Source organism: Paenibacillus soyae (assembly GCF_024623455.1).
GTDB lineage: Bacteria > Bacillota > Bacilli > Paenibacillales > Paenibacillaceae > Pristimantibacillus > Pristimantibacillus soyae.
The window spans coordinates 14,762-38,961 of sequence record NZ_JANIPJ010000028.1 but is presented as its reverse complement, the minus strand read 5'-3'; the positions used below and the strand labels follow the sequence as shown (position 1 = coordinate 38,961).

The following is a 24,200-nucleotide window of genomic DNA, read 5'->3' as shown; positions in this document are numbered from 1 at the left end:
GAATAACGAGGTGACTATTCCATGAGCCAATCGATCAGAATCGGCGTCATCGGCGCGGGCTCCATTTCGGAGATGCATTTCGGTTCCTATAACAAGAACGACGATGCGGTCATCGTCGCCGTCTGCGATCTTAACGAGGAGCGGGCGAAGGCCAAAGCGGAGAAATATAACATTCCCCACGTCTACACGGATTACCGCGAGCTGCTGGAGAATCCGGACATCGACGCGGTCAGCGTCTGTACGTGGAACAATTCCCACGCGGAGATCAGCGCCGCGGCGCTGCGGGCCGGCAAGCACGTGCTGTGCGAGAAGCCGCTGAGCAAGACGGTCGAGGAGGCGCTCGCGGTGGAGCAGGCCGTGTTGGAATCGGGCAAGACGCTCCAGGTCGGCTTCGTCCGCCGCTATGCGTCCAATACGAGAATCGTCAAAGCCTTTATGGACAATAACGAGCTTGGGCCTATCTATTACGCCAAGGCGTCCTGCATCCGCAAGCTCGGCAATCCCGGCGGCTGGTTCTCGGACAAGGAGCGCTCCGGGGGCGGTCCGTTGATCGACATCGGCGTTCACGTGATCGATCTGTGCTGGTACCTTATGGGCAGACCAAAGGTGAAATCCATAAGCGGCAACACGTACAATCGTCTCGGCAATCGCTCCAATGTAAAAAATCTGAAGTTCTACAAGGCCGCGGACTACAACGCCGAGCTGAATTCCGTCGAGGATATGGCCAACGCGCTGATCCGCTTCGAGAACGGCGCTTCGCTGCTGGTGGACGTCAGCTTCACGCTACATGCCAAAGAGGATGAGCTGACCGTCAAGCTGTACGGCGAGAAGGGCGGCGTCGAGCTCGAGCCGGAGCTGACGCTGATCATGGAGAAATACGATACGATTCTGAACGCGACGCCGCAGATCGACAATCTGTCGTTCGAATTCGTGCAAGGCTTCCAAGACGAAATTAACTATTTCATCGAGGTATGCCAAGGCAACAAGGAAACGTTAAGCCCGGTGCAGGACGGCGTGGAAATGATGAAAATCTTGTGCGGCGTATACGAATCCGCCTCGCAGGGCAAGGAAATTCGGGTCGACTAGGCAGCTGCCGCGGACCCCCTAGAAGCAAGCCAACCATCCCGTAAGGAAGCAGAGTACCTGTTTCTTTACGGGCTATTGCCGTTCAAGCGGATTTCCCTGCATGAAAGTTATTGCTACATTATGTATCTGTTAATAAAATATAAATACAGTCGATGAAGGAGGACATCGAACATGGACGATCAATCGGTAACCCGGCTGGACAAGTACGACGAGCATATGAGGAGGAGCTCAGTCGCTGAGGGACAAGAGGGAGCATCGGATCTTATCTGGCATGACCCCGGCAGCGAGCCGTTTCGGCTATCGGGTTTTCCATGGTTTCGGCAGGATCGCCGCTATCGACGGCTGCCGCTGCAGCCGAGCGAGCCGATCCCGGAGGCCGTCGATTGGCTGGCTAATTGCACGGCCGGCGGGCAGATTCGTTTTATGACGGACTCGGACGTGGTGTATATCCGCGCGACGCTTAAGGGAAGCGCCGACATGTACCATATGGCGCCGGCCGGGCAATGCGGGTTCGATGCCTATACGGGCGGCTTCGGAGAGCAGCTATTCGCGGGGACGGCGGTATTCGCTCCGCGCGATACGGAGTACTCGGCCTTGCTGCACCGGGATGATCGCCGCCGGCTCCGCTTGGTGACCATCCATTTCCCGCTGTACCAAGCCGTAGAGGAGGCTGCCGTCGGCCTAAGGTCCGGCGCGGTGCTGCAAGAGCCTCCGCCGTATGCGCATGACGGAAAAGTGATCGTATACGGAACGTCCATCACCCAGGGAGCTTGCGCCTCGCGGCCGGGGATGGCCTATCCCAACCAGCTTAGCCGATGCGTGAATCTGGAGTTTGTCAACTTGGGCTTCTCGGGCAGCGGGAAGGGAGAGCCGGAGATGGCCCGCATCATTGCGCAGATTGACAGTCCCGCTTGCCTGGTGCTGGATTACGAAGCCAATTGCGGGGGACTGAGCAGTCTGCAGGAGACGCTGCCGGTCTTTATCCGAACGTATCGTCAGACGCATCCGAAGGTGCCGATTCTGCTCCTGACCCGAATCTTGCCGCCGGGCATCGACGGGGACGAGGAGCTGAAGCGGAGCCTGGAGGAGAGGCGGTCGTACCAGCGAACGCTGGCGGAGGAGCTGAAGCGGCAGGGCGACGATCGGCTTTATTTTGCGGATGGCAGCACCTTTCTCGGCTCCCGGTACGGCGACAGCACGGTCGACGGCATTCATCCCACCGACTACGGCTTCGTCCTGATGGCGGACGCGATTCTGCCGGAGCTTCGCAGATGTCTGGGGGACGGGGAGGGCGGCACTTAAGCCGACTGCATCATCCGGGCCTATAACTTAATAGAGGTTGTTCAAAAAGTCCACTTTTGATCACGAGGCATATCAGGAAGCGGATTCGACATCGAATATTGAATTCAGTCGGAACTTCCGGTGCTCACGTAGCTTTCACTACGCTCCGCTCCTCATTTCCTAGCTTCATTCAATCTTCTCGGTGCTGAAAACCGGACTTGTTGAACTCGAACTAATAGTTGGAGGGAGCTTATGAAGCGTAACAAAATGATTTTTGTGCATGCTTTGATCATGACGACTTCCCTGGTTGCCGCCGGCTGCGAGCCGCTGGAGAAGGAGGCGTCGGCCGAGCAGAGCCGCGTCTCGGTCTCCATGGTCATTAACGACCTCGGCATGATATTCCCCGAAGGCCTGGATGAGAACGACAATCCCTATATTCATTACATAGAAGAAGAAACCGGACTGGATCTGCGGGTGAGCATCCCGCCCCAGGAGGTGTACGAGGAGAAGCTGAACGTCATCATGGCGTCCCGCAATCTCCCGGATCTGATTCACAGCTACAATCCCGTATGGTACGACGAATACGTCAAGAAAGGCGCGATTGTCCCGCTGGACGACTATATCGATCAATATGGACCGGATCTGAAGAAATACATTCCCGAAGAAGCCTGGGAGCGAATGCGCTACAACGGCAAAATATACGCGATTCCCAGCCTGACGGAGGTGCCGGGCATCGAGCTGATGTACGTGCGCAAGGACTGGCTGGACCGGCTGGGGCTGAAGCCTCCGACAACGCTGGACGACTATTACGAGGTGATCAAAGCGTTCGCCAAGAACGACCCCGACCGCAACGGACTGCATGATACAATGGGCCTTATTTTGACGGAAAACATGGGGCGCACCGCTCCGTTCTTCGGCGCGTTCGGCGTGCAGCTGAATTCGTGGCTCGAGCGGGACGGCAAGCTGGTGAACGGAAGCACGCTGGAAGGGACGAAGGAGGCGCTCGGCTTTCTTGCGAAGCTGTATCGCGAGGGGCTGGTAGACCCGGAATTTCCGCTCAATCGCAACAGCGTCTTTATCGAAAAAATCGAAAACGGCCGGGTCGGAATGTTCTCCGCCGCCTGGTACGATACGCGCGGTCCCATCGCGCTGAACAAGAAAAAGGATCCGAACGCGGAATGGATCGCCCTCGAATATCCGGTCGGCCCCGAAGGGCACAGCGGGGTGTACGACAGCGACCTCATTCGCGGCTTCAATGTCGTTCCCGCCGGGACAAGCCATCCCGAGGAAGTGATCAAGCTGCTGAATTTCATCGCGGGCGAAGGACGGAAAACGCTGAAGCTCGGGTTCGAAAACGAGATTTGGTCGATGCAGGACGGCAAGATGGTGACCAATTTCGCGGAGCACGACAAGCATCTGTACCGCGGCATTTACCAAGCGCTCGTGGACGTCGTCGACCCCGAGATCGCCAAGGCGCGGCTTGATTCGCTCGGCGATTTCCATTTATACGAGAACCTGCAGATGATTGAACAAAACGTGATTCGCAATCAGTTCTACGGCACGCCGACGCCAGCCATGAGCAAGCATGCCGGACATTTGGAGGAGCTCCAAAACGTTTTTACGGAGATCGTGATGGGCATCGTTCCGTTGGACGAATTCGACGCGTTCGTGGAGCGGTGGTACCGGGAAGGAGGGGCGGAGATTACCGAGGAAGTGAACAAGTGGTATGAAGGGCGCCTGCAGGAAGGGGGGATCGCGGCCCCATGAGAAATCCCGTGCGGTCCTTCCGCGACCTGTTCTCGCGCCGAATCCAGTTTCGGCTTACCTGTTATTTTCTGCTGATCCTGCTCCCGCTCGTGCTTGTCAGCCTGTTCGCCGTGGACCGCTCGCGGAGCATCCTGCACGATCAAGCGGTGGAACGGTCGGAGACGGTGCTCGGCTCGGCCATGGATTATATTGATCTGACGCTGCAGAACGTGGAGGAGATTTCGACGCTGATCGCTACGGATCCGGCGTTTATCGAGCTTCTCGCGGGGAGCGGAGAGGAGCTGTCTCCGAGGTCCATCGTCGAGTTCTCGCGGCTGCTCGAGCAGCTGTCCAACGTCAATTCCATCAATCATATCGTGTCGCAAATATCGCTGTACCACCAGCCCTCCCATATGATGATTTCCACGCATTACGGAGGACGCAGGCTGACCTCGGCGGAGCAGCAGCAATGGCTGGAAAATACGGCGATTACAAGCGGAACGGAAATTACGTACGTGCTTGCCGAGGATCCGATCGCGGGCGAGGGGACGTTCGGCAGTATGGTCCACACCGACAGCGTATCGCTCATGCGCACGATGGATCTGTACAACAACAACCGCAGGGCCGATGTCGTCATCATTACGCTGGACAAGAGCAAGCTGACGAAAATGATGAAGTCGCTGCTTCCCTCCCCGTCGGCCGCCATCTACCTGCACAGCGACTATGGCAAGCCGATAGCAGGCACGGGCAATCAGAGCGGCGCGGATCATGCCCTGGCTTACGGGGAGAGCGAGCCGGGCTTGCCGGTTACCAGGGACGGGATGCTGACGGTAGCGCTCGACTCGCCTTATTCCAAGTGGCGTCTGACGCTCGTTCAGCCCGTGAAGGAGCTGTATGCCCAGACCGATCAGCTGCAGCTGTACACGGTAGGCATTATCGCCATCAGCGTACTGCTCGCCGTTGGTATCTCGTGGATCGTCTATATCGGGATCGCTTCCCCGGTCGATAAGCTGTACAAAGGGATGAAGAGGATCAGCATCGGCAATATGAACGTGCAGCTGGAGAACAAGCGGGAGGACGAGCTCGGTTATTTGACGGAAGCGTTCAACCGGATGGTGGTGGACCAGCGCCGCCTGATCGAGGAGCATTACGAGCAGCAGCTGAGGCTGGCCAAGACGGAGCTGAAGTTTCTGCAGACGCAGATCAACCCCCATTTCCTATACAATACGCTGGATTCGATCAACTGGACGGCCAAAAATTACGAAGCGGACGAGATCAGCGAAATGGTGCTGAATTTGTCCCGTTTCTTCCGGCTCAGCCTCAACAAAGGCAAGGAAGTGTTCACGGTCGACGAAAGCTTGTCCCATCTTCACTACTACATTCGCATTCAGCAAATCCGCTTTCTGGACAGCTTCACGGTGAGATACGACATCCAGGAGGAGAGCCGGCCGGTGCCGATCATGAAGCTGCTGCTACAGCCGCTGGTGGAGAACGCGATTCTGCACGGCATGGAGGGCAAAACCGAAGGCGGCTTGCTGGTCATCTCCAGCTGGATCGAGGACGGGGAGACGCTCCATATCGGAGTGAGGGACAACGGTCCCGGCATGAGCGAGGAGCGCGCGTCGTACGTGAGGCAGGAGCTGGAGCGTCTGAGCAGGCGCGACGACGACCTGTTCTCGCCGGAGGAGGAGTACAAGGATCTGTTCGGGCTCCGCAACGTGCTGTCGCGACTCAAGCTGTATTACGGGAAAGGCGCTGCGCTGACCATCGATACGGTCCCCGGCGAAGGGACCTCGGTCGTCATTACGCTGCCGCTGGCAGGATGCAAGGAAAGCCTCGGTTCGCCGGTTCACCATACTTGGGATAAAGGGGAGAGGTCCGCATGAATTTGATGATCGTGGAGGATGAGCTGCGTCTGCGCCAAGGACTGGCGAACAACATTCCATGGGAGGAGCACGGCATCGAGGTAGTGGGATTGGCCGCGAACGGCGTGGAGGCGCTGCGTCTCGCGGAGCGGAAGAGGCCGGATATTATGCTGATCGACGTGCAGATGCCGGAGATGGACGGGCTGACGCTGGTACGCAAGCTGCGGGAGCGGCCGGATGGCGGCGCCATGATGAAGCTGATCATTCTGAGCGGCCATGACGATTTCGCTTACGCGCAGGAAGCCATGTCCTACGGCGTATCGCAATATTTGCTCAAGCCGGCGGCGGAGGACGAGATTCTGGAGGCCGTGCTGGAAGCGGCCGGACAGCTTCGGGCCGAGCTGGAGCGATGGAGGGAGCAGTCGGAGCTGAAGGTCAAGTGGCAGGAGCATCTGCCGCATCTGCAGAGCGGCTTCTTCCAGCAATGGACGGCGGGCGTCTATGACGATGGCGAAGTGCTGCGCAAATGCAAGGAATATCAGATCGCGCTTTCGGAGAGCGACCGGATCGCCGTCGCGGTGGTCGATGTCGACCCCATCCCGCAGGGAGACGGGCGTATCAAGGCAGAGGATTCGCCGATGTGGCATTTCTCGCTTCAATGCCTAGCTAAGGAGCTGCTGCCCGCCCCCTCCTGCTGGGTTTGTCCCGATCGGCAAGGGTATACGCTGCTCGTCTTTGCGCTGCCGCCGGATGATCAGCCCGAGGATTCCAACCTAAGAGTGCAAGCCTCAGTCGTGCAGCTGCTTGCGCGAGCGAGGGAGACGCTTGGCTTAACCGCGAGCGCCGGCATATGCGCGGGCGCCGGAAGCATCGGCGAGATGAGCGAGCTGTACGCCCAGGCCTGCCGCGCTCTGCAGGAGAGAATCGTGTACGGGCATGATATCGCCATTCCTTACCGCGAGCAGGAGCGGAAGCAGCAGGGCGTTCAGGCACAGCCGGGGCTGGAGAAGGCGCTTGAGATCGCGCTGGAACTAGGCGACGAGGACAAAGCGCTGGAAGCGCTGCGGGGGTTGTGGGACAAGAGTCTCGAGCCCGTCGAATCCGCCGACGAGATGCACGAGGCCGTGCTGTATTTGAGCAGCTTGTTCATCCGCATTATTCAGAAGCAGGGTTGGATGATCCGCGACGTGGCGGGCGACGACATGGCGTACTTCCAGAACGTCAGGCTGCTGACCAGCAAGGAGCAGACGCGCGCCTGGCTGGCGCGGAACGTGGGCCATATCTGCGCTTACTTGCAGCGGCAGCGGCGCAGGACCAGCAACGGACTGGTCCGCTCTATCCTGGCCATCGTCGATCAGGAGCTGGACCGCGACATTACGCTGCACACGGTGGCCGACCGGCTGTTCGTCAATTCCTCCTATGTGAGCCGCTTGTTCAAGCAGGAGACGGGCGTTTCGTTCTCCGCTTACGTGCTGGAGCGGAAGATGGAGCAGGCCAAGACCGTCCTTCAGGACGGGGGCAAGGTGTACGACGCGGCGCGGCTCGTCGGCTACCGGGACGTCAGCTACTTTACGAAGGTGTTCCGGAAGTATTGGGGAGTTACCCCGGGCGGGGTGAAGGCTTGATGTTAAGCGCAGCGGCGGAACGTGGTGCAGTAGCGATACGTGAGGTCATTATCGCTATGTTAGAGTAACTAGTTTGCTCAATAGCGACCGGAGGTGTCGTTACTGGTGGCGAGATTGGCGGTGCGTGGTAGAGTAGCGATACGTGGGATCGTTATCGCTATGTTAGAGTAACTAGTTTGCTCGATAACGATCGGAGGTGTCGTTACTGGCGCGAACACGGCGGTGCGTGGCGGAGTAGCGATACGTGGGATCGTTATCGCTATGTTAGAGTAACTAGTTTGCCCAATAGCGACCGGAGGTGTCGTTACTGGCGCGAGAACGGCGGTGCGTGGCGCAGCAACGATACGTGGGATCGTTACCGCCCTGCCGGAGTAGCTAGTTTGCTGGATAGCGATCGCCGGTGTCGTTACAGGTGCGAGAACGGCGGTGCGTGGCACAGCAGCGACACGGGAGATCGTTATCGCCTTGCCAGAGTAACTAATTTGCTCAAGAGCGATCGAAGGTGTCGTTATTCGTGCGAGATCGGCGGTGCGTGGCGCAGCGCGATACGTGAGGTCGTTATCGCCTCGCAGGAATAACTAGTTTGCTTGATAGCGACTAGAGGTATCGTTACTTGTGCGAGAACGGTGGTGCGTGGCGGCGTAGCGATCCGTGATATCGTTATTGTTCGATGAGAATAAAGTATTAGACTGGAGTTGTTGATCTTGCGGGGTTTATGAATTGAAGGGTCGTCAGCTTTTGAAAAATAAGTTTTAGACTGAACCATTTATATAAAGCAGCGGCAGTTCAGACCTGATAAATAAAGTCCTGCCGCTGTTGTCATTCAACTAACGTTCTCCGATAGCGAGAAGGGCATGATTTAATATCCCATTGTTCTTTGAAGTAAACTGTCCCTTCGCTTAACGACAACAGGAGCAGTTGCCACGGCGGCAAACTGCTCCTGGATGGCTGAACTAACGTTCCCTGTTGGCTGAGTTGTAATTTTTTTTACTTAAGAACATGAAAGCAATAGCAACAAAGTGAAGTATTATTAGAAAAGGACCAATGGTAAAATACAAACAAGCAGGAATGAGCCAAATAAATGCAATTGTATTTATAAATGGTTTGTTAAACATTGATCCGATCAGTGCAAGTAAAGATGGTAATAGAAAGAGGTACAACATAAAATCCGTAATTCCGTTTTCAAAAAAGCGACTTCCATATACCGCTAACGAAAAACAAATTATTGAAAATAAGACCCCAATAATTTGACCAATTTTTTTACTCAAGACTATCCTCACCTCTATATGCGAGTTACGTAGACTTTCAATTGACTATTATAGTGTTTCCATCCTGTCCGTCAATTGCAATTCCTTGGCGAACAGCCCTGTGGTCGTTGCTCAAAAATTAAACTATCAGTTCAGGTACCCAGTAAAAGTCATCCAGTTACACTGATCGTTGTGACCAGCTGCTGAAGGGATTCATTCAGCTAACGTCTCCAGTTAGATCAATCGGTTAGGGAATATCTGCTGAATATCGCCTTTCCAATCAACTAACTCTAGGAGGTCCTTACGAAGTAAACACCATTCAATTATGATTATAACGAATCCAGGCGTAATAACATTATCATCCCAATACGGAGTCAGAACTCTTACCCAACCTTGTCGATAATAATTTTCTAACCCTCCAAATTCGATACCCTTTACCACAATAAAAGGTGGGCTATCATTATTTGATTGTCCTACATGGTAAGATAGAATAAACTTCTTATCTTCAGAAACGATACTAAGGTTGGTTAGTCCGTAATCCTCTGGATCTTGTTGGACATTCCAATAATATGTTCTACCTCTATGCACTAACTTTCTTTTCCCTTTTGAATTAACCCCCATAACTCGATTCCTCTCATTCCATGCGTCTTCTCTTTTCTTCAATTCTAGGGGCTAATTTTTTCCTGCCCTGTAGCAAAAGAAATGACAGCCGCTGGCCGACTGCCGTCATGTAGCATTGAGCTATTGTCTCCCGTTAGTTCAAAGAATTTTATGTAATATAAATCAAGATTTTCTATGAACATAGGTTCTTATTTTCAGTGTATTTCTGTCTTTAGCCGGCAACCAATTTTCAAAGTAGATTTGACTACACCAATATTCAACCGATGCATGGTATCTGAGATCATTCTCGTCTACAAAATCAACTTTAGACCAAAAAGCATTTATCCGTCCAATTGCCTCTTCAATAGTAATATTGAATTGTTCATGCATTTCTTTAGCGATCAACGAGCACAGGATCTCTGATTCATCATTAGTTTTAAAATTAAACACTAAATCCCCCTAATGCTTTGTAATAAAGCATGTATTAATCTCCTCTTGTACCGAGCTCAAATACCAAGGTAAATCATTTTATATTCACCCGACTCCACCATGATTGAAAATTCAATCATCCTACTTAGAGTATCAAGAACTTCTTTTCTACTAAATGACAGTTTGTCATATGCCCCAGTTGTTCGTGGGTCCTCATCTTCAACCCACATATACCATCCCGTTAAAATTATTTCTTCAGGAGCTTCTGAAAACATAAGATACCAGGCTTTCATGAGCTTCGTTAATTTTACTGCTCCCGTTTTTTCAATTATTGACCTTCCATAGTAATTAAATCCCAAAGCACTTTCGTTTTTGTCAGGATTTATGGTTTCTATCCATTTCAATGAATCTTGCATGTAACCAAACATGTCATCATGTAATTGAACAACATTTTCTTGATTACTGTCCTTGTAATTAAAGATCCCACTTAAAGAAATCTCTTCAAACTTTCGGCTTGAAATAAGTATGAAGTCATGAACTAAAGCTATAATGATGTCCTCCTTTTGCAAAATAAATCCTTATGTCTGTATTACCATGAATTGGAACTATCTTGCCCTTTAGTTCAACGATACACTGCGGCCGATCGAGTGGCCGACCGCCGCTGAGTCAAGATTAAGCAATCGCTTCCTGTTAATTCAACCGATTGTATTGGGGTCACACTTATACTTATGAGGTATTAACTCTAGTCCACTTTCAGACAGATAATTATGAGTAATTAAAAATTTTGATATATTTCTCATGTAATCATCACACAATGAAAAGTACTCTACATGACTCAAGTTTTTCTGATTTAATATAGAAATCTCGTCATCTGCTCGTTTAAAGAATAGTGCAACATCATCATACGATTCACTAATAAACAAACTTATCGAATTTTTAATATACGAAATAAGTGGGTAGTGAACCGAATTTCGTTTGAGACCAGAATCGGGAAGAGATCCTCTTTTCTTTAACTGTTTTATTTTTGCCATCATTAAATCGTTTTTCACTCACATTCACCTCAACCTATTATACAATAGGTACCACATATTGGAACTATCCTGCTAAATAGCTTAACAAGGCTGCCGATTTTTCGGCAGCCTCGTCGTGGTTGTTTATGGAACAAAAGTTTCTCATTAGGAACCGAGCTTTACCTACCAATCAAGAATAGTTTCTCCCCAAGATACAACTGGTAATGTTCAAAGGTGGATGAATCGGCGAATAAATCTAAAAAGTGATTTTCCTCAAATTGGATAATTAAGTCGCCTGTCTCAAAGTAGTGTATGTTGGTAATCGATTTGGAAATTAAACGATCTTTCAAGATAGATGAAAAGTCTGTTTCCTTTTTTTCATTAATACCAATCAGAATAACGGTAGCTAAGCGCAATCTCCAAGAACACTCAACGTTAATAATTCCATTCTCCAATTTCAGGTCAAGTAATTCGAGTCCTACTGAGAATATTTCTAATACTTTCTGTCCGAGAAATCCAGTAAAATCAATTTCTTTCGAGCTGTTCGAATAGTTCATTAAACTCACCTCAATTACAAGATTCCACTGTAAATTAAGAAACTCCTTTATTGCGCTATCCTGCCTGCTTAAGGGGGCGTCGCCAGTCTTTTCTTTAAACAGTTATCGCCATGTAAGAGTAACAAGTTTGCTCGATAACGATCGGAGGTGTCGCTATTGGTGTGAGAACGGCGCTGCATGGCGCAGCAGCGATACGTGAGATCGTTATCGCCTCGCCGGAGTAACTAGTTTGCTCGATAACGATCAGAGGTGTCGCAAATGGTGCGAGAACGGCGGTGCGTGGCACAGCAGCGACACGGGAGATCGTTATTGCTCACCCCGCATGAAATGACCAGAATATTAACTTTCAAACAGGCTGCTAATCGCAGTCTGTTTTTTTATGTCCGACCGTTCCCCTAATGAGCTCCCCCTCCGGCAACGCTGCTAACAAGTCATTCGCCAATCCCGACATCAAAGTACCAAAAAGAGTAATGGCTGTACCCTATAATCCCTACCGAATCCGAACTAAAATTTTGGTATAGAGGTTGTTCAAAAAGTCCACTTTTGATCACGAAGCTATATCAGGAAGTTAACTCGACGTCGAATATCTTCTGTTACCCACGAAAGTGAAGTGAAGCTTCGAAGCTTATTCCGATTACTTTCGCGGGGCCCGGTTCCAGCCGAAACAGCTTATGCTTTCGATGTGTGTTTCCTCCGGAAACACTGCAGGTGCTCACGTAGCTTTCACTACGCTCCGCTCCTCAGTTTCTAGCTTCATCGGATCTACGCGTTTTTGGAAAAAACGCAGCAGCGGAAGCATAGGCCAAGGTGCTGAAAACTGGACTTTTTGAACACGCACTTAAAGTTAGCAACGAATACGAGGGGGGATGCGGATGAAAAGCGAGACGGCGTCACCGCCCGGAACGACTCCGGCGACTCCGATCAAACGCGGCTTTTTCGCCAAGCTGGCGGCCGATATTAGACGGGACTGGGATTTGTACGCGCTGCTAATCCCCGGATTATCGCTACTTCTGTTGTTCAAGTACGCCCCGATGTACGGGATCACGATCGCGTTCAAGGACTTCAACATCTTCGACGGCTACGCCGCGAGTCCATGGGTCGGATGGAAGCACTTCGCCAAACTGTTCAGCGCTCCCGACTTCCTGCACGTGTTCGAGAACACGGTGATCATCAGCTTCCTCAAGATCGGCATTCTGTTCCCGCTGCCGATCATCATCGCCCTCATGCTGAACGAGCTGAGGCTCATGCTGTTCAAGCGCGTCGTGCAGACGGTCATCTACCTGCCGCACTTCTTGTCCTGGGTTATCGTCAGCGGCTTGTTCATCGATCTGCTGTCGAGCAACGGCGGTCTCGTAAACAAAGCTCTCTCTTCGCTCGGCATGGAGCCGATCTCGTTCTTCCTCGACAACAGCGTCTTCCGCGGCGTGCTGATCACCTCGGCGGGATGGAAGGAGACGGGCTGGAGCACGATCGTCTACCTGGCGGCTTTCGCCACCATCGATCCCGGTTTGTACGAAGCGGCGAAGATCGACGGAGCGGGCCGAATGAGACAGCTCTGGCATATTACGCTTCCCGGCATCGCCCCCATCATTCTGCTAATGTTCATCCTGCGGCTCGGCAACATCCTGGAGGCCGGCACGGAGCAAATTCTCGTCATGTACAACCCGACCGTGTACAAAGTAGCCGATGTCATCGGAACGTACGTGTACCGGATGGGGATCGGCAACCAAGACTACAGCTTCACGACCGCCGTCGGCGTGTTCGAATCGATTATCGCGTTTACGCTCGTGATAGCAGGCAATGCGCTCAGCCGCAAATATTTGCAGCGGGGCATCTGGTGAGGGAGGGGGAGCGACCGTGAAACAAACGGTTTCGGAAAAGCTGTTCAACGTCTTCAACTGTACGTTCTTCGTCCTGCTCGGGCTGACGACGCTGCTGCCCTTCATTAACCTCATCGCCAAGTCGTTCAGCAGCGAATCGGCCGTCATCTCCGGCAAGGTGAACCTGCTGCCCATCGGCTTCCAGACCGGAACGTACCTGTACGTACTCCAAAACGACATGTTCCTGAACGCGCTCAAGACGTCCGTCATCCTCGCCATCGTCGGAACCGCGGTCGGCTTGTTCGTCACCACCCTTACGGCTTATCCGCTGTCGCGCATTCAACTCCGGGGGAGAAAATGGATTCTGCTGCTATTCATCTTCACGATGCTGTTCAGCGGCGGCCTCATCCCCACTTACCTGCTGATGCAGGCGCTGGGCCTCATCAACGAGCTGCCCGTGCTATTCCTGCCCGCGGCCATCAACGTGTTCAACATGCTCATTATCAAAAATTATTTCGAGGAGCTCCCGGACGGCCTCGAGGAGTCCGCGAAGCTGGACGGCGCCAGCAACGTCCGCATCCTGTTCTCCATCGTGCTGCCGCTCTCCTTGCCAGTGCTTGCGACGATTGCCCTCTTCTTCGCCGTCGCCTTCTGGAACGACTATTTCACGGCGATGATCTACATTACCGATCAGGAGCTGAAGCCGCTGCAGCTGTTCCTGAAGGAGCTGCTGGTCGCGTCGAGCGGCGAGTTTCTGAAGGACAACGTGGATGCGGCGCTCAACACGACGCCGCAGTCGATTCAAGCCGCTTCGATCCTGCTCGCGACGCTTCCGATCCTGTTCGTGTATCCGTTCTTGCAGAAGTATTTTGTGAAAGGCGTGCTCGTCGGTTCGGTGAAAGGCTGAATGAAAGCTCATGAAGGGCGGTGATGCTACCCGAGGTAATTCCGGCCTAGGCGGTTATTGCCGGATGAAGCAGTTGGCTTCTCCATTTTAGAAAAACGGGAGGTTCTTCTATGAGAAAAAGGTCCGTATTCGCCATGATCGCCGCTTCTACTCTAACCCTTGCCGCATGCAGCGGCAATAACGCGCCGCCGCCGTCGTCTTCGCCATCGGCAAGCGCGAGCTCGGAAGCAACCGCAACGCCAAGCAGCGATACCGGAGGCGGCGAGAAGCCGGAGATGACGATGCTGATGCAGTACGGCTTGTTCGATCCGAACGCGGATCCGGTGAGCAAAGCGATCGAAGAGGCGACCGGCTATAAAACGAAATACGAGATGCTGCCGGCCGAGAACGCCGACGAGAAGCTGAACCTGATGGTCGCGAACAAACAAAACTTCGACATCATGAAGCTCGGCTCCGCCCAGTTCTACAAGCTGGCGACCGCCGGCGCGCTGGAGCCGCTTGACGAGCTGATCGAGCAGCACGGCCCGAACATCAAGGCTGCCCTCAAGGAAGATTCCTGGAAGAGCGCCACGATCGACGGCAAAATATACGCCATTCCGGAGACCGGCTCCGGCATCAGCGTCGGCGAAGAGCTGGTCGTCCGTCAGGACTGGATGGATGAGCTCGGGCTTCAGCATCCGACGAATCCCGACGAGCTGTACGAGGTGCTGAAAGCGATTAAGGAAGCGAAAGGCATCGTTCCGCTCACGGGAACGAAGGACTCGATCTACGGCGATATCGCGACGGCCTTCGGCGTCATCAACGAATGGACGGATATCGACGGCACGCTGGTTCATAAGGCGGAGCTGCCGCAGATGAAGGATTTCCTGACCTACATGAACAAGCTGTACAGCGAAGGACTGCTTGATTCGGAGATGCCGATCAACACGAGCGCGAAGGCGATCGAGAAATTCGCGAGCGGCAACGCGGCGATGTATAAGCTGGCTTGGTGGAGCGCGTCGAGCGCGGAAGCCGCCCTCGTCAAGAACTTCCCGGAAGCGAAAATCGGCATCATTCCTTATCTGAAAAACAAGGACGGCCAAGCGTCGGTAGGCGTTAACTTGGCTACAACCTGGTTCATCGCGGTGCCGAAGGTTTCCAAGCTGAAGGAAGACGCGATCAAGCTAATCGACGCCAAGCTCGAGAAGGAGACGTTCAAGAAGCTGGCAATCGGCGAGGAAGGCGTTCACCACGAGTTCAAGGAAGAGAAGTATTATCCGATCCTGCCGAAATTCAACGACGACCTGACGAACGCAAGCGTGTACATGACAGGCGTCGACGAGCACAACTACCCGACGTACTGGCAAGCGCGCGTCCGCAAGGATCCGGTGCTGCAATCGTATTATGAAGCGTTCCAAGCGAATGCGGCCAACACGAATATCGTCGTGGATCCGATGTCCGTCGCGCCGCCGATCGACGCGGTGTCCAAGAATAAGCAGAAGCTGACGAAGCTGCTCGACGATCAGGTGCTGATGTACATCGCCGGCTCGGAGAACATCGCGGATTACGATACGTTCCTCGCCAGATGGATGTCGGAGGGCGGAGCGGACGCGATCAAGGAAGCGAACGAGTGGTATAAATCGACGAAATAAACGTGCAAGTCATCCTAGAGCAATTCGGCGAACAAGCGGCCGCGCGACGCGGACTGCTTGTTTGCCAATCGACCGATCCCAATTCATTAAAGGATGGTGGATGATTTGAGCAAGCGATTTTTCAGAAGATGCAGCCAGTGGCTGGTCGCCGCTTTGTTGGTCACCTCGTTGCCGCAGTTTGCCATGGCGACGAGCGGAGACGTCCAGCCGGCCGGGGGCGAACCTGTGACATTGGCAGCTAGCGGAGCCGTCACACTCGTGTCGGAAGACGGTGCTACGCAGCTCGCCGTGCAGCATGTGAATATTAACGTGGACGCGCCGCCGCAGAAGAGCAATTATATTTCTTTATTTACGAGCGGCGCGGGCGTGAGCAACACCGACAACGTGAACGAAATATTCGTGAAGCAAGGCAATCTGGCGCTGGAGGTGAACGGTGACGGGCAAATCGCAAAGGTGCACGGACCGAGCCCGGAGCTGGGCGGCAACGGTAAGCCAGTTAGCTTTGAAGCCAGCCATCGGGTGACGATTCCGGAAGGCGGATACGTCGTGCTCGCCAGCGATGCCGACTGGACGACGTCGCAATACCGGAAGCCGGTTTACGAGCATTTCAAGACGGGGGATGTTATGACGCTGATGAGAGACGGAGCGGAGGTAACGGCCGAAGATTTCCTGAACGTGCAGCCGGGACTTGCCTTGACGTCTCCAGCCGCCGATGCGGAGACTGTGACGGTTCCCGTATACGAGCTGAAGGGCACGGTCCTGCATTACAAGGCAAACGATGGTCTCAGGGTCACGGTGAACGATGCCGACGTTCCGCTTAGCGGCACGGGCGCATTCGCGCTTACGTTATCTTTGGTCCAAGGAGCCAATGAGGCGGCGGTGAAGCTGTGGAGGGAGCAGACGGAGCTGGCGGCGAAGACGGTTGTTATTACGTACGACAACTCCGGCCAAGTCGGGGATTACATCGAGGTCGAAGCGGCTCCGATCGATATTACGATCTCTCTGGAAGGTCCGCGCAAGCAATTGACCGTTATGGACGTGCCACCGGCGGAAGCGGGCGTGACGGACTTCGTCGGCTTATACACGCGCAATTATGGAACGTCGCTGACCGTGCCGATGACAAGCGTAGCGGTGCAGGTCGGACCGGACGGCAAAGTGACGCGCGTCGTCAACCCGTCCATCGGCGGCAACCCGCCGGTCTGGACCGGGCCGACGGAGCTGGATATTCCGGCTGGCGGCTATGTGCTGTACGCGCAGGATTCCTCGTACGCGAACAATATGATCAAACGCTATCTCGCCACCTATTTCGAGGTGGGCGACGCCATCAAGCTGCGCAAAAACGGGAATGTGGTCTCTTTGACCGAGCTGATGGGCGACAACGGCTTGTTGGTGAGGCTGAGCCTGGACAATTACGACATGTATACCGTAACGGACGATTCGACTGCCATTACCGGCAAGCTTAGCAACCTCGAACAAGGCGCCGAGACGGTCTTAACCGTGAACGAGGCGGAAGTGCCTTACGCGGCCGACGGCTCTTTCTCCTATGAGCTCGCGCTGGAGGAGGGCATCAATTATGCCAAGGTCACGGTCACCAAAAACGGCATTTTGCAAAAAGAAGAAAATCTGGTCATCTACGCGCGTCCCGGCTTTGCGGGCGAGAAGCAGGTCATTCTGTGGGTCGACCAGGCGTCCAACGCGAAGAAGTTCCAGACCAGCGACAACGTGTATCAGTTCCTGAAGAAAGCCAAGGACAGCGGCATTACGGATATCGCCTTCGACGTTAAGGGCGTAGAGGGATTTGTTTCCTACAAAAAAGCGACGTTGACCGATAGGCCGTATGTCAGCGAAATTACGGCTCCGGGCAAAGCGGGCGCGAGCCCGAATCTCGATCTGCTGCAAGAGTTCGTCGAGCACGGACATGCGCTGGGACTGAAGGTACATGCGGCGATCAACGATTTTGCGGAGGGCTCCATTGCTAGCGGGGAGTACGCGGTGCTGGATGATCATCTGGACTGGGAGGAGCGGGTATACAAGCACCAGGACGGCGGCGTCATCAAGAGGCTGCGCGAAAGCTCGGCCCAAGGGCTGGTGGCGTTCGTCAATCCCGCGAACGATGACGTGAGAGCGTTCCAGATGGACACGTACCGGGAAGTCATCGAGAATTACGACGTGGACGGCGTTATTCACGACCGCGGCCGATACGACAACGAAACGGCGGATTTCTCCGACGTGACGCGCGCGAAGTTCGAGGCATATTTGGCCGACAGGGGCAAAACGCTGACGCAGTGGCCGCAGGATGTGTTCCGCTACGAAGGCACGACGCGCGTGGACGGTCCGCTGATCAACGAATGGTGGGCGTTCCGCGCAAGCGTCATCACAAGCTATTTTGATGAAGTGAAGGACATGGTCGACGCGTTCGAGACGGAGTCGGGGAGAACGATCGAAGTATCCTCTTACGTCGGCTCCTGGTTCGAAACCTACTACCTGAACGGCGTCCATTGGGGAAGCCCGAACTTCCGCTATGACGAGCGTCTGGGTCTGGGCAATCCGCAAGTGTATACCGACGATTATTACGAGAATGGCTACATCGAGCATATCGACTTCCTCATGATCGGCGCCTATCAGGAGACGGGACCGGAAGTGGAGAAATACATTACGCTCGGCAACATCGTGACGAACGGCGAAATTCCGCTGTACGCGGGCATCGCGATGAACAACGTGCAGCAGCCGGAGAAGCAGAGGGAGATCTTCCAGTCCGGTTTGCGGAATTCGAACGGTCTCATGCTGTTCGACGCGTCGCAGGTGAACTGGCCGGTCGTCGCCGCTTCGCTGCAGGATAAAGTGTATGTCAAGGACTACCAGCTGGGCCTCAGCCTGCCGGGACAGCCGGAGCAATTCCTGGAAGCCGACTATTTGGATATTAACCTGGTCGAGGGAGACATCAACGTCTATTCCGAGAGCTATGGAGCCACAACCGGCGGCGGCAGATACAACGTCGAGGTCGTCGTGGACGCGGACGGCGTCGTAACGAAGATGCCGAACCGGACGCAAGCGGTCAATTGGAGCTGGGGAACGACCGACGATACGAACAGCGCCATTCCCGCGGGCGGTTTCGTCATCTCGACGCTGGATCCTTCCGGAACGCGGACGAATCGCCAGCTTGTCGCGAATGCCTACCAGATCGGCGATATCGCGAAGGCGGCGGTGCTGAGGGGCTATATGCAATACGAAGGCATGCAGACGACAAGCGCCCAAGTTGAACTGCGCGGGCAAGCGGAAGTCATCGGCAACGGCGAGGCGGAGGTTATCGTGAACGGCGTGAAGCTGGCGGCGTTGTCGGACGAAGGTCTTTTCTCGACAACCGTTCCTCTTGCGCTTGGCGCGAATACGGTGACGATCGAAGTTTTCGTGGATGGCTACAAGACGAACGAGAAGTCGGTTGTCATGACGAGGAATGCGGGCGGCGGCGGTTCGACAGGCGGAAGCTACACTCCTCCGCAGCCTGAACGCGTGAAGCTCGAGTGGGAGACCGGAGCGGACGGAGAGCGCACGGCTGTTCTTCAGGTGAATAAGGAGAGCATGCTGAAGGAGCTGTCGCAGCTGAAGGGTAAGCCGGCATCCGATCAGGTGCTTGGCTATATGGTCAGCGCGGATGACTTCGAAGAGGCTTCGGGTGTCAAAGCCGTGCTTCCGGTAGAGGGAATGCTTCAGGCGCTGAACGACATTCCGAGTGGCATGATCGAGCTGGTTACGCCTGTTGGAACCTTCCGCCTGTCGGTGAGAGGATGGGCGGAGGCGCTTGAAGACGCGGAAGCGGGCAGCGAATTGGTTATTGGTCTTGGCGCGGCGGAGCTGTCGTCCGATGCTTCGGAGCTGCTCGCCGAGCAGGGCGGCCGCTTGTCGGGGGAACATGTGCTCGAGCTGCAGCTGGAGCTGGTGTCCGCCGATGGCCAAACAACGGAAGCTGTAGAGGGCTTTATCGCTCAGCTCATCCTCCATGCCGGCCAGGAACGTTCGGTTAGCGTGGCAAGCTCGGGAGGAAGCTCGGCGCGGTTAACCGCGATCTTGCTGGATGCGGAGACGGGTGAGCCAGGCTTTGTTCCGGCTCGATTCGTTAAGGATGAAGACGACGTTTTGGCCGAATTGCGCATCTCTGGTAACGGCGCGTACGGTCTTGCCGTCATCGAGAAGAGCTTTGCGGATCTGCAGGGCCATTGGGCGGAGGAAGACGTGACGCTGCTCGCGAGCAAGCTGCTAGTGGAGGGCTCGCCGGAAGGTCTGTACCATCCTGAAGCGGAAGTATCGCGCGCCGAGTTCGCGGCCTTGCTGACGCGGGCGCTGGGACTGCGCTCCGTGGACGTGGATGATGCGCCGTCGTTCAGCGACGTGTCGCCTGGCGACTGGTTCGCCGACGAGGTTGCGGCAGCCGCCGAAGCCGGCCTGATCCTCGGCTTCGAGAACGGCGAGTTCCGTCCGGACGCCGCCATTACCCGCGAGGAAATGAGCGTTATGCTTCTGCGGGCCTTGCAAGCGGCTGGCAAGGACACGGTATCGATGATTGAAGAAGCCGCCGGTCTGAACGAAGCATTGGGTATCGCCGACTGGGCTTACGTCTCGGATTGGGCAATCGACGCAGTTGCCGTCTCTATGGATTCGAAGCTGATGAACGGCCGCACGGACGGACGCTTCGACCCGCAGGCCTTGGCTAGCCGCGCCGAAGCCGCCGTCGTGCTGAAGCGACTGCTGCAATACGTGGAGTATATCGATTAGTCGCCGACGTCGGGCCGGTTTTGAAGTTATCATGAGGAATTTGAATGAGCTTGAAAGGATTGGAAAGTCGCCAGAGTCGCCAGAGTCGCCCTTATGGGGCGGCTCTTTTTTGTCCTCCGCTAGGAGAAGCGTAATAAGTGGGCGAGACCGACTTAAAGGAGCGGAAAAGGACCGGCCAAGTGAAATAAGCCGATGAGACGACTTTGACCTGCAGAAAATGCATTGACAAAATTAATAGTAGTAATTACTATTAATAATCGAAAAGATTACGGATAAGCGAGTCGTAAATTTCATTATAGCGGGAAAAGGAGATTATCGTTCATGTTGAAGAAAAAGGTAGCGAGTCAAGTTGTTTTGATCATGATGATGCTTATGCTGGCGGCTTGCGGCGGCAATACGGGTAACGCCGATAACGCTACAGAGGAGCCCTCAGCGGGGCAGTCGGCGTCCCCGGCGGCGGAGGAGACGGCGTCGCCATCGCCGGAGGCGGGCGCAGAGCCTTCCTTCGAACCCGTGACGGCAACCGACGTGACGGGCGTATCCGTTACGGTTGACAAACCCGTCCAGAAGGTGGCGTGCGTCGTCTCCCTGTGCGTAGACGTGCTGGCTGAGCTCGGCATGAAGCCGGCCGCGATCGCGGAGAGCGGCGTTCGCACCATCGCCAGCGCGCCGGAATTTTACGGAAGCGAAGGCGAGTCGTTCCCATCAATCGGCGGCAGCTTCTTCGAGCCGAGTCTGGAGGATCTCGTGACCGCGGCGCCGGATCTCGTCATCGGCCTGTCCGGCGTGCACGACTCGCTCCGGGAAGGCTTGAACGGAGTTGCGCCGCTCTTCCTGGGCAATCCGAAGAGCTATGAGGAGGCGATCGCGTTCCTCGAGACGATCGGCGAGCTGACAGGCAGAACGGAGGAGGCGGCTGCGGCTAAGAAGCGATTCCTCGACAAGCTGGAAGCGGCTCGTGAGCAGGCTCCGAAGGACAAGAAGGCTTTAATTATTTACGGCTCCGACGTCAACTTCTCGGTCATTACGGACAGCGGACTTGGCGGCACCGTCATGAAGGAAATTTCCGACTATCCTTGGAAGGTCGAGAATCCAGAGGACGATCCTTATGGGGAAGGCAGCGTGCCTTATTCCCTGGAGAAGCTGCTGGTCGAGAATCCCGATGTCATCTTCGTGGAGAGCTACTCTTACAGCCCGGGGACGAAGCTGATTTCGGAGCAACTGGCCGAATCGCCGCTGTGGAGCAAGCTGAAGGCGGTAGAGAACGGTCAGGTGCACGAGGTGCGATCGCCGATTTGGGGGGATGGCCGGGGAACTCGCTCGTTGTCGATTATGATGGACGAGGCGCTGGCAATTCTGTACCCGGACCTGTATTAGGAGGCTGGCCGTACACATGTCGAATCGGAACCCCATCATGAAGACCGGAAGAACCCTTATTCTTCCGGTCTTTGCTTTAGCAGCCGTCCTTGCGGCGACCTTCGCGGCGGGAATGAAATACGGCACTCCCGTAATCGACTGGAATGTCGTCTGGTCTGCCGTGCTCGCCCCGGGAGGGGAGGAGCTGGAGCATATTCTTGTAAGCGAAATCCGACTGCCTCGCTACATTATCGGACTAATGACCGGCGCTCTTCTGGGCGCTTCCGGCACGCTGATGCAAGGCGCGCTGAATAATCGGTTGGCAGGTCCCGAGCTGCTCGGCATATCCGCGGGCGCTTCGCTCGTCATAGCGGCCGTGACGGTGCTGCGGCTGCCGGTGCCGTTCCAACTGCAGCCCCTGCTAGCGCTTGCCGGGGGACTGGCGGGCGGAGCGATCGTCGTGCTTGCGTCCAGGGGCAGCCGGGGCGTCGCGGGCATGCTGCTAGTCGGCATGTCCGTGTCCGCCATGCTGAACGGTCTATTGGTCGTGCTCATCGCCCTTGGGACCAGCAACGATGTCAATCTGCTGTATATCTATTTGCTAGGCTCACTGGCCAACCGCAGCTGGGAGCATGTCGATCGCCTCATCCCTTGGTTCGCCGTGATGCTTCCTGTCGCCATGCTGCTCGCTCGTTCCGTCAATCTGCTGCAGCTCGGCGACGATGCGGCAACGGGACTCGGCATGAAGGTCGGACGTACCCGGATGCTGCTCCTTGTGACCTGCGCCTTGCTTGTCGCGGTTACCGTGGCGCAATGCGGACCCATCGGCTATATCTCGCTGCTGGCGCCTCATCTGACCCGGGCTATGCTTCGCACGACGGATGCCAGGCTTGTCCTGCCCGTCTCCGCGATTTGCGGAGCGGCGCTTCTGTCGGCGGCCGATGGATTCGCCAGGCTAATGTTCGCTCCTATGGAAATCCCGGTCGGCGTATGGACGACGCTGCTCGGCGGAAGCGTCTTCCTGCTGTACGTGCTGATTCGGAGAGGAGGCGGACCCGTTGGCTAAAGGAATGTTCGGCAGAGAACGCGGTTCGTTCCGCGCTTCCTATATTCTCGTACTGGCTGTGCTGGCCGCGCTGCTTGCGGCGATGCTCGTGCTCCATATCGCGTTCGGTCGCACCTCCTTCTCCATAGCGGAGGTAGCGAAGGCGCTGCTTGGCGTATCGAAGGATGCCGGCACTCGGCATATTGTATGGAACTTGCGACTACCCCGTGTTCTGGTGGCGATGGCGGCGGGCGCCATGCTGGGCCTGGCCGGAGCGATTCTTCAGGTCGTGATGCGCAATCCGCTGGTGGAGCCGGGGCTTATCGGCGTATCCGCGGGCGCCGTGCTGTCCGTTGTGCTTGCCATGCAATGGTGGCCGGGCGCGGCTCCGACAAGCGGCGGGCTGTCGTGGGCGGCGCTGGCAGGCGGCATGGCGGCGGTCGTCCTCATTTATTTGCTGAACGGCAGAAGGGGCAACAGCGGCGCCAGGCTGGCTCTTACGGGAATAGTGGCTACCTCGGTCATTCAGTCGGCGACATCGCTACTGCTTCTGCGCAATCAGGAGGGACTGTCCTCCGTCCTGCTGTGGAATTTCGGATCGCTGAACGGCAGAGTATGGATGCATTGGAGCCATATATGGCCATGGGGACTGGCGCTGTTCGGGCTTGCTATGCTGCTCGCTCGGCATGCGTCGCTCCTTCGGCTCGGCGACGAAACGGCCGCAGGACTAGGTCTTGCCGTGAACCGGATGAAGCTGCTGCTGCTTCTCGCCGCGGCCGCCTTGACGGCCGCGGCGGTATCGGCGGTAGGAGCGATCGGCTTCATCGGGCTGATCGGACCCCATATCGCCCGCCGGCTCGTCGGCTCTCAGCCGCTCCGGCTGTTCCCGGCGAGCGCACTGCTGTCCGCCGTGCTGCTGACGGCAGCCGACTGGGCGGGCCAGAGCATCACGCTTACGTTCGTCCTGCCGGGGATGCAGCATCATGTGTCAAGCCTGCCGGTCGGGGCGGTTACGACGCTGCTAGGGGCGCCTTTCTTCCTCTACCTGCTGCGCAGACCGGGGGCGAGGAGGTGAGCCGGCGCGCGGAATCGGCCGCAAACCAAGCTTCGTTGTGGGCAAGCAAAGGCTTCACACGATACTTCGCCTTCAATCTGCTCAGCTACTTTGGTTCGGGCCTTTCGGTTGTAGCGCTGCCGTTCTATATTTACTAGCAGACCTCCTCGC

General features: G+C 55.4%; 17 protein-coding genes. 13 read left to right on the top strand and 4 right to left on the bottom strand.

All coding sequences use genetic code 11. From position 1 onward, the window contains the following. Positions 1-21: 21 nt before the first annotated feature. The 5 genes from NQZ67_RS26915 to NQZ67_RS26895 all read left to right on the top strand — a co-directional run bounded on the left by NQZ67_RS26915 (position 22) and on the right by NQZ67_RS26895 (position 7,603). Positions 22-1,086 carry a Gfo/Idh/MocA family protein gene (locus tag NQZ67_RS26915; RefSeq protein WP_257452066.1) on the top strand — a complete coding sequence of 355 codons (1,065 nt, stop codon included), beginning with the start codon at positions 22-24 and terminating at the stop codon, positions 1,084-1,086. A gap of 171 nt (positions 1,087-1,257) precedes the next feature. After that, a complete protein-coding gene (locus NQZ67_RS26910) occupies positions 1,258-2,388 on the top strand; it encodes an SGNH/GDSL hydrolase family protein (RefSeq protein ID WP_257452063.1) in 1,131 nt (376 codons plus the stop codon). 231 nt (positions 2,389-2,619) lie between these two features. After that, positions 2,620-4,134, top strand: coding sequence for an extracellular solute-binding protein (locus NQZ67_RS26905; RefSeq protein ID WP_306813088.1), 1,515 nt, complete (start codon positions 2,620-2,622; stop codon positions 4,132-4,134). Continuing rightward, positions 4,131-5,999, top strand: coding sequence for a sensor histidine kinase (locus NQZ67_RS26900; protein ID WP_257452061.1), 1,869 nt, complete (start codon positions 4,131-4,133; stop codon positions 5,997-5,999). The genes NQZ67_RS26905 and NQZ67_RS26900 overlap by 4 nt, the downstream gene beginning before the upstream one ends. Beyond that, complete coding sequence (locus tag NQZ67_RS26895; RefSeq protein ID WP_257452059.1) at positions 5,996-7,603, top strand: response regulator; 1,608 nt, start codon at positions 5,996-5,998, stop codon at positions 7,601-7,603. Before NQZ67_RS26900 ends, NQZ67_RS26895 begins: the two co-directional genes overlap by 4 nt. A gap of 953 nt (positions 7,604-8,556) precedes the next feature. On the opposite strand, the gene NQZ67_RS26890 is transcribed toward NQZ67_RS26895, so the two are convergent. The 4 genes from NQZ67_RS26890 to NQZ67_RS26875 all read right to left on the bottom strand — a co-directional run bounded on the left by NQZ67_RS26890 (position 8,557) and on the right by NQZ67_RS26875 (position 11,446). Continuing rightward, on the bottom strand, positions 8,557-8,871 hold the full coding sequence (locus NQZ67_RS26890) for a hypothetical protein (RefSeq protein ID WP_257452057.1): 315 nt from the start codon (positions 8,869-8,871) through the stop codon (positions 8,557-8,559). 213 nt (positions 8,872-9,084) lie between these two features. Further along, entirely contained in the window at positions 9,085-9,471 is a 387-nt protein-coding gene (locus tag NQZ67_RS26885) for a hypothetical protein (protein WP_257452055.1), read from the bottom strand. A 485-nt stretch (positions 9,472-9,956) separates the two neighbouring features. Continuing rightward, positions 9,957-10,448, bottom strand: a complete 492-nt coding sequence (locus tag NQZ67_RS26880; RefSeq protein WP_257452053.1) for a hypothetical protein — start codon at positions 10,446-10,448, stop codon at positions 9,957-9,959. A 620-nt stretch (positions 10,449-11,068) separates the two neighbouring features. Continuing rightward, a complete protein-coding gene (locus NQZ67_RS26875) occupies positions 11,069-11,446 on the bottom strand; it encodes a hypothetical protein (protein WP_257452051.1) in 378 nt (125 codons plus the stop codon). An 872-nt stretch (positions 11,447-12,318) separates the two neighbouring features. On the opposite strand from NQZ67_RS26875, the gene NQZ67_RS26870 reads away from it, so the two are divergent. The 8 genes from NQZ67_RS26870 (at position 12,319) to NQZ67_RS26835 (ending at position 24,187) form a co-directional block, all read left to right on the top strand. After that, positions 12,319-13,287, top strand: a complete 969-nt coding sequence (locus tag NQZ67_RS26870) for an ABC transporter permease (protein ID WP_371825365.1) — start codon at positions 12,319-12,321, stop codon at positions 13,285-13,287. Continuing rightward, positions 13,247-14,173, top strand: a complete 927-nt coding sequence (locus NQZ67_RS26865; RefSeq protein ID WP_257452047.1) for a carbohydrate ABC transporter permease — start codon at positions 13,247-13,249, stop codon at positions 14,171-14,173. The genes NQZ67_RS26870 and NQZ67_RS26865 overlap by 41 nt, the downstream gene beginning before the upstream one ends. A gap of 110 nt (positions 14,174-14,283) precedes the next feature. Then, complete coding sequence (locus NQZ67_RS26860; RefSeq protein ID WP_257452046.1) at positions 14,284-15,804, top strand: extracellular solute-binding protein; 1,521 nt, start codon at positions 14,284-14,286, stop codon at positions 15,802-15,804. A 96-nt stretch (positions 15,805-15,900) separates the two neighbouring features. Next, positions 15,901-20,574, top strand: a complete 4,674-nt coding sequence (locus tag NQZ67_RS26855; RefSeq protein ID WP_257452045.1) for an S-layer homology domain-containing protein — start codon at positions 15,901-15,903, stop codon at positions 20,572-20,574. A 321-nt stretch (positions 20,575-20,895) separates the two neighbouring features. Then, entirely contained in the window at positions 20,896-21,951 is a 1,056-nt protein-coding gene (locus NQZ67_RS26850; protein ID WP_257452044.1) for an ABC transporter substrate-binding protein, read from the top strand. 16 nt (positions 21,952-21,967) lie between these two features. Further along, positions 21,968-22,996 (top strand): FecCD family ABC transporter permease, encoded by a 1,029-nt coding sequence (locus NQZ67_RS26845; protein WP_257452043.1) that lies wholly within the window; start codon positions 21,968-21,970, stop codon positions 22,994-22,996. Then, positions 22,989-24,050, top strand: a complete 1,062-nt coding sequence (locus tag NQZ67_RS26840; protein ID WP_257452042.1) for a FecCD family ABC transporter permease — start codon at positions 22,989-22,991, stop codon at positions 24,048-24,050. Before NQZ67_RS26845 ends, NQZ67_RS26840 begins: the two co-directional genes overlap by 8 nt. Continuing rightward, positions 24,047-24,187, top strand: coding sequence for a hypothetical protein (locus NQZ67_RS26835; protein WP_257452041.1), 141 nt, complete (start codon positions 24,047-24,049; stop codon positions 24,185-24,187). The genes NQZ67_RS26840 and NQZ67_RS26835 overlap by 4 nt, the downstream gene beginning before the upstream one ends. Positions 24,188-24,200 lie beyond the last annotated feature (13 nt).

Bases quoted from the DNA above. Each gene is read 5' to 3' on its own strand.
- NQZ67_RS26915 (WP_257452066.1), top strand. From the start codon at position 22: ATGAGCCAATCGATCAGAATCGGCGTCATCGGCGCGGGCTCCATTTCG.
- NQZ67_RS26910 (WP_257452063.1), top strand. From the start codon at position 1,258: ATGGACGATCAATCGGTAACCCGGCTGGACAAGTACGACGAGCATATG.
- NQZ67_RS26905 (WP_306813088.1), top strand. From the start codon at position 2,620: ATGAAGCGTAACAAAATGATTTTTGTGCATGCTTTGATCATGACGACT.
- NQZ67_RS26900 (WP_257452061.1), top strand. From the start codon at position 4,131: ATGAGAAATCCCGTGCGGTCCTTCCGCGACCTGTTCTCGCGCCGAATC.
- NQZ67_RS26895 (WP_257452059.1), top strand. From the start codon at position 5,996: ATGAATTTGATGATCGTGGAGGATGAGCTGCGTCTGCGCCAAGGACTG.
- NQZ67_RS26885 (WP_257452055.1), bottom strand. From the start codon at position 9,471: ATGGGGGTTAATTCAAAAGGGAAAAGAAAGTTAGTGCATAGAGGTAGA.
- NQZ67_RS26875 (WP_257452051.1), bottom strand. From the start codon at position 11,446: ATGAACTATTCGAACAGCTCGAAAGAAATTGATTTTACTGGATTTCTC.
- NQZ67_RS26870 (WP_371825365.1), top strand. From the start codon at position 12,319: ATGAAAAGCGAGACGGCGTCACCGCCCGGAACGACTCCGGCGACTCCG.
- NQZ67_RS26865 (WP_257452047.1), top strand. From the start codon at position 13,247: ATGCGCTCAGCCGCAAATATTTGCAGCGGGGCATCTGGTGAGGGAGGG.
- NQZ67_RS26860 (WP_257452046.1), top strand. From the start codon at position 14,284: ATGAGAAAAAGGTCCGTATTCGCCATGATCGCCGCTTCTACTCTAACC.
- NQZ67_RS26850 (WP_257452044.1), top strand. From the start codon at position 20,896: ATGTTGAAGAAAAAGGTAGCGAGTCAAGTTGTTTTGATCATGATGATG.
- NQZ67_RS26845 (WP_257452043.1), top strand. From the start codon at position 21,968: ATGTCGAATCGGAACCCCATCATGAAGACCGGAAGAACCCTTATTCTT.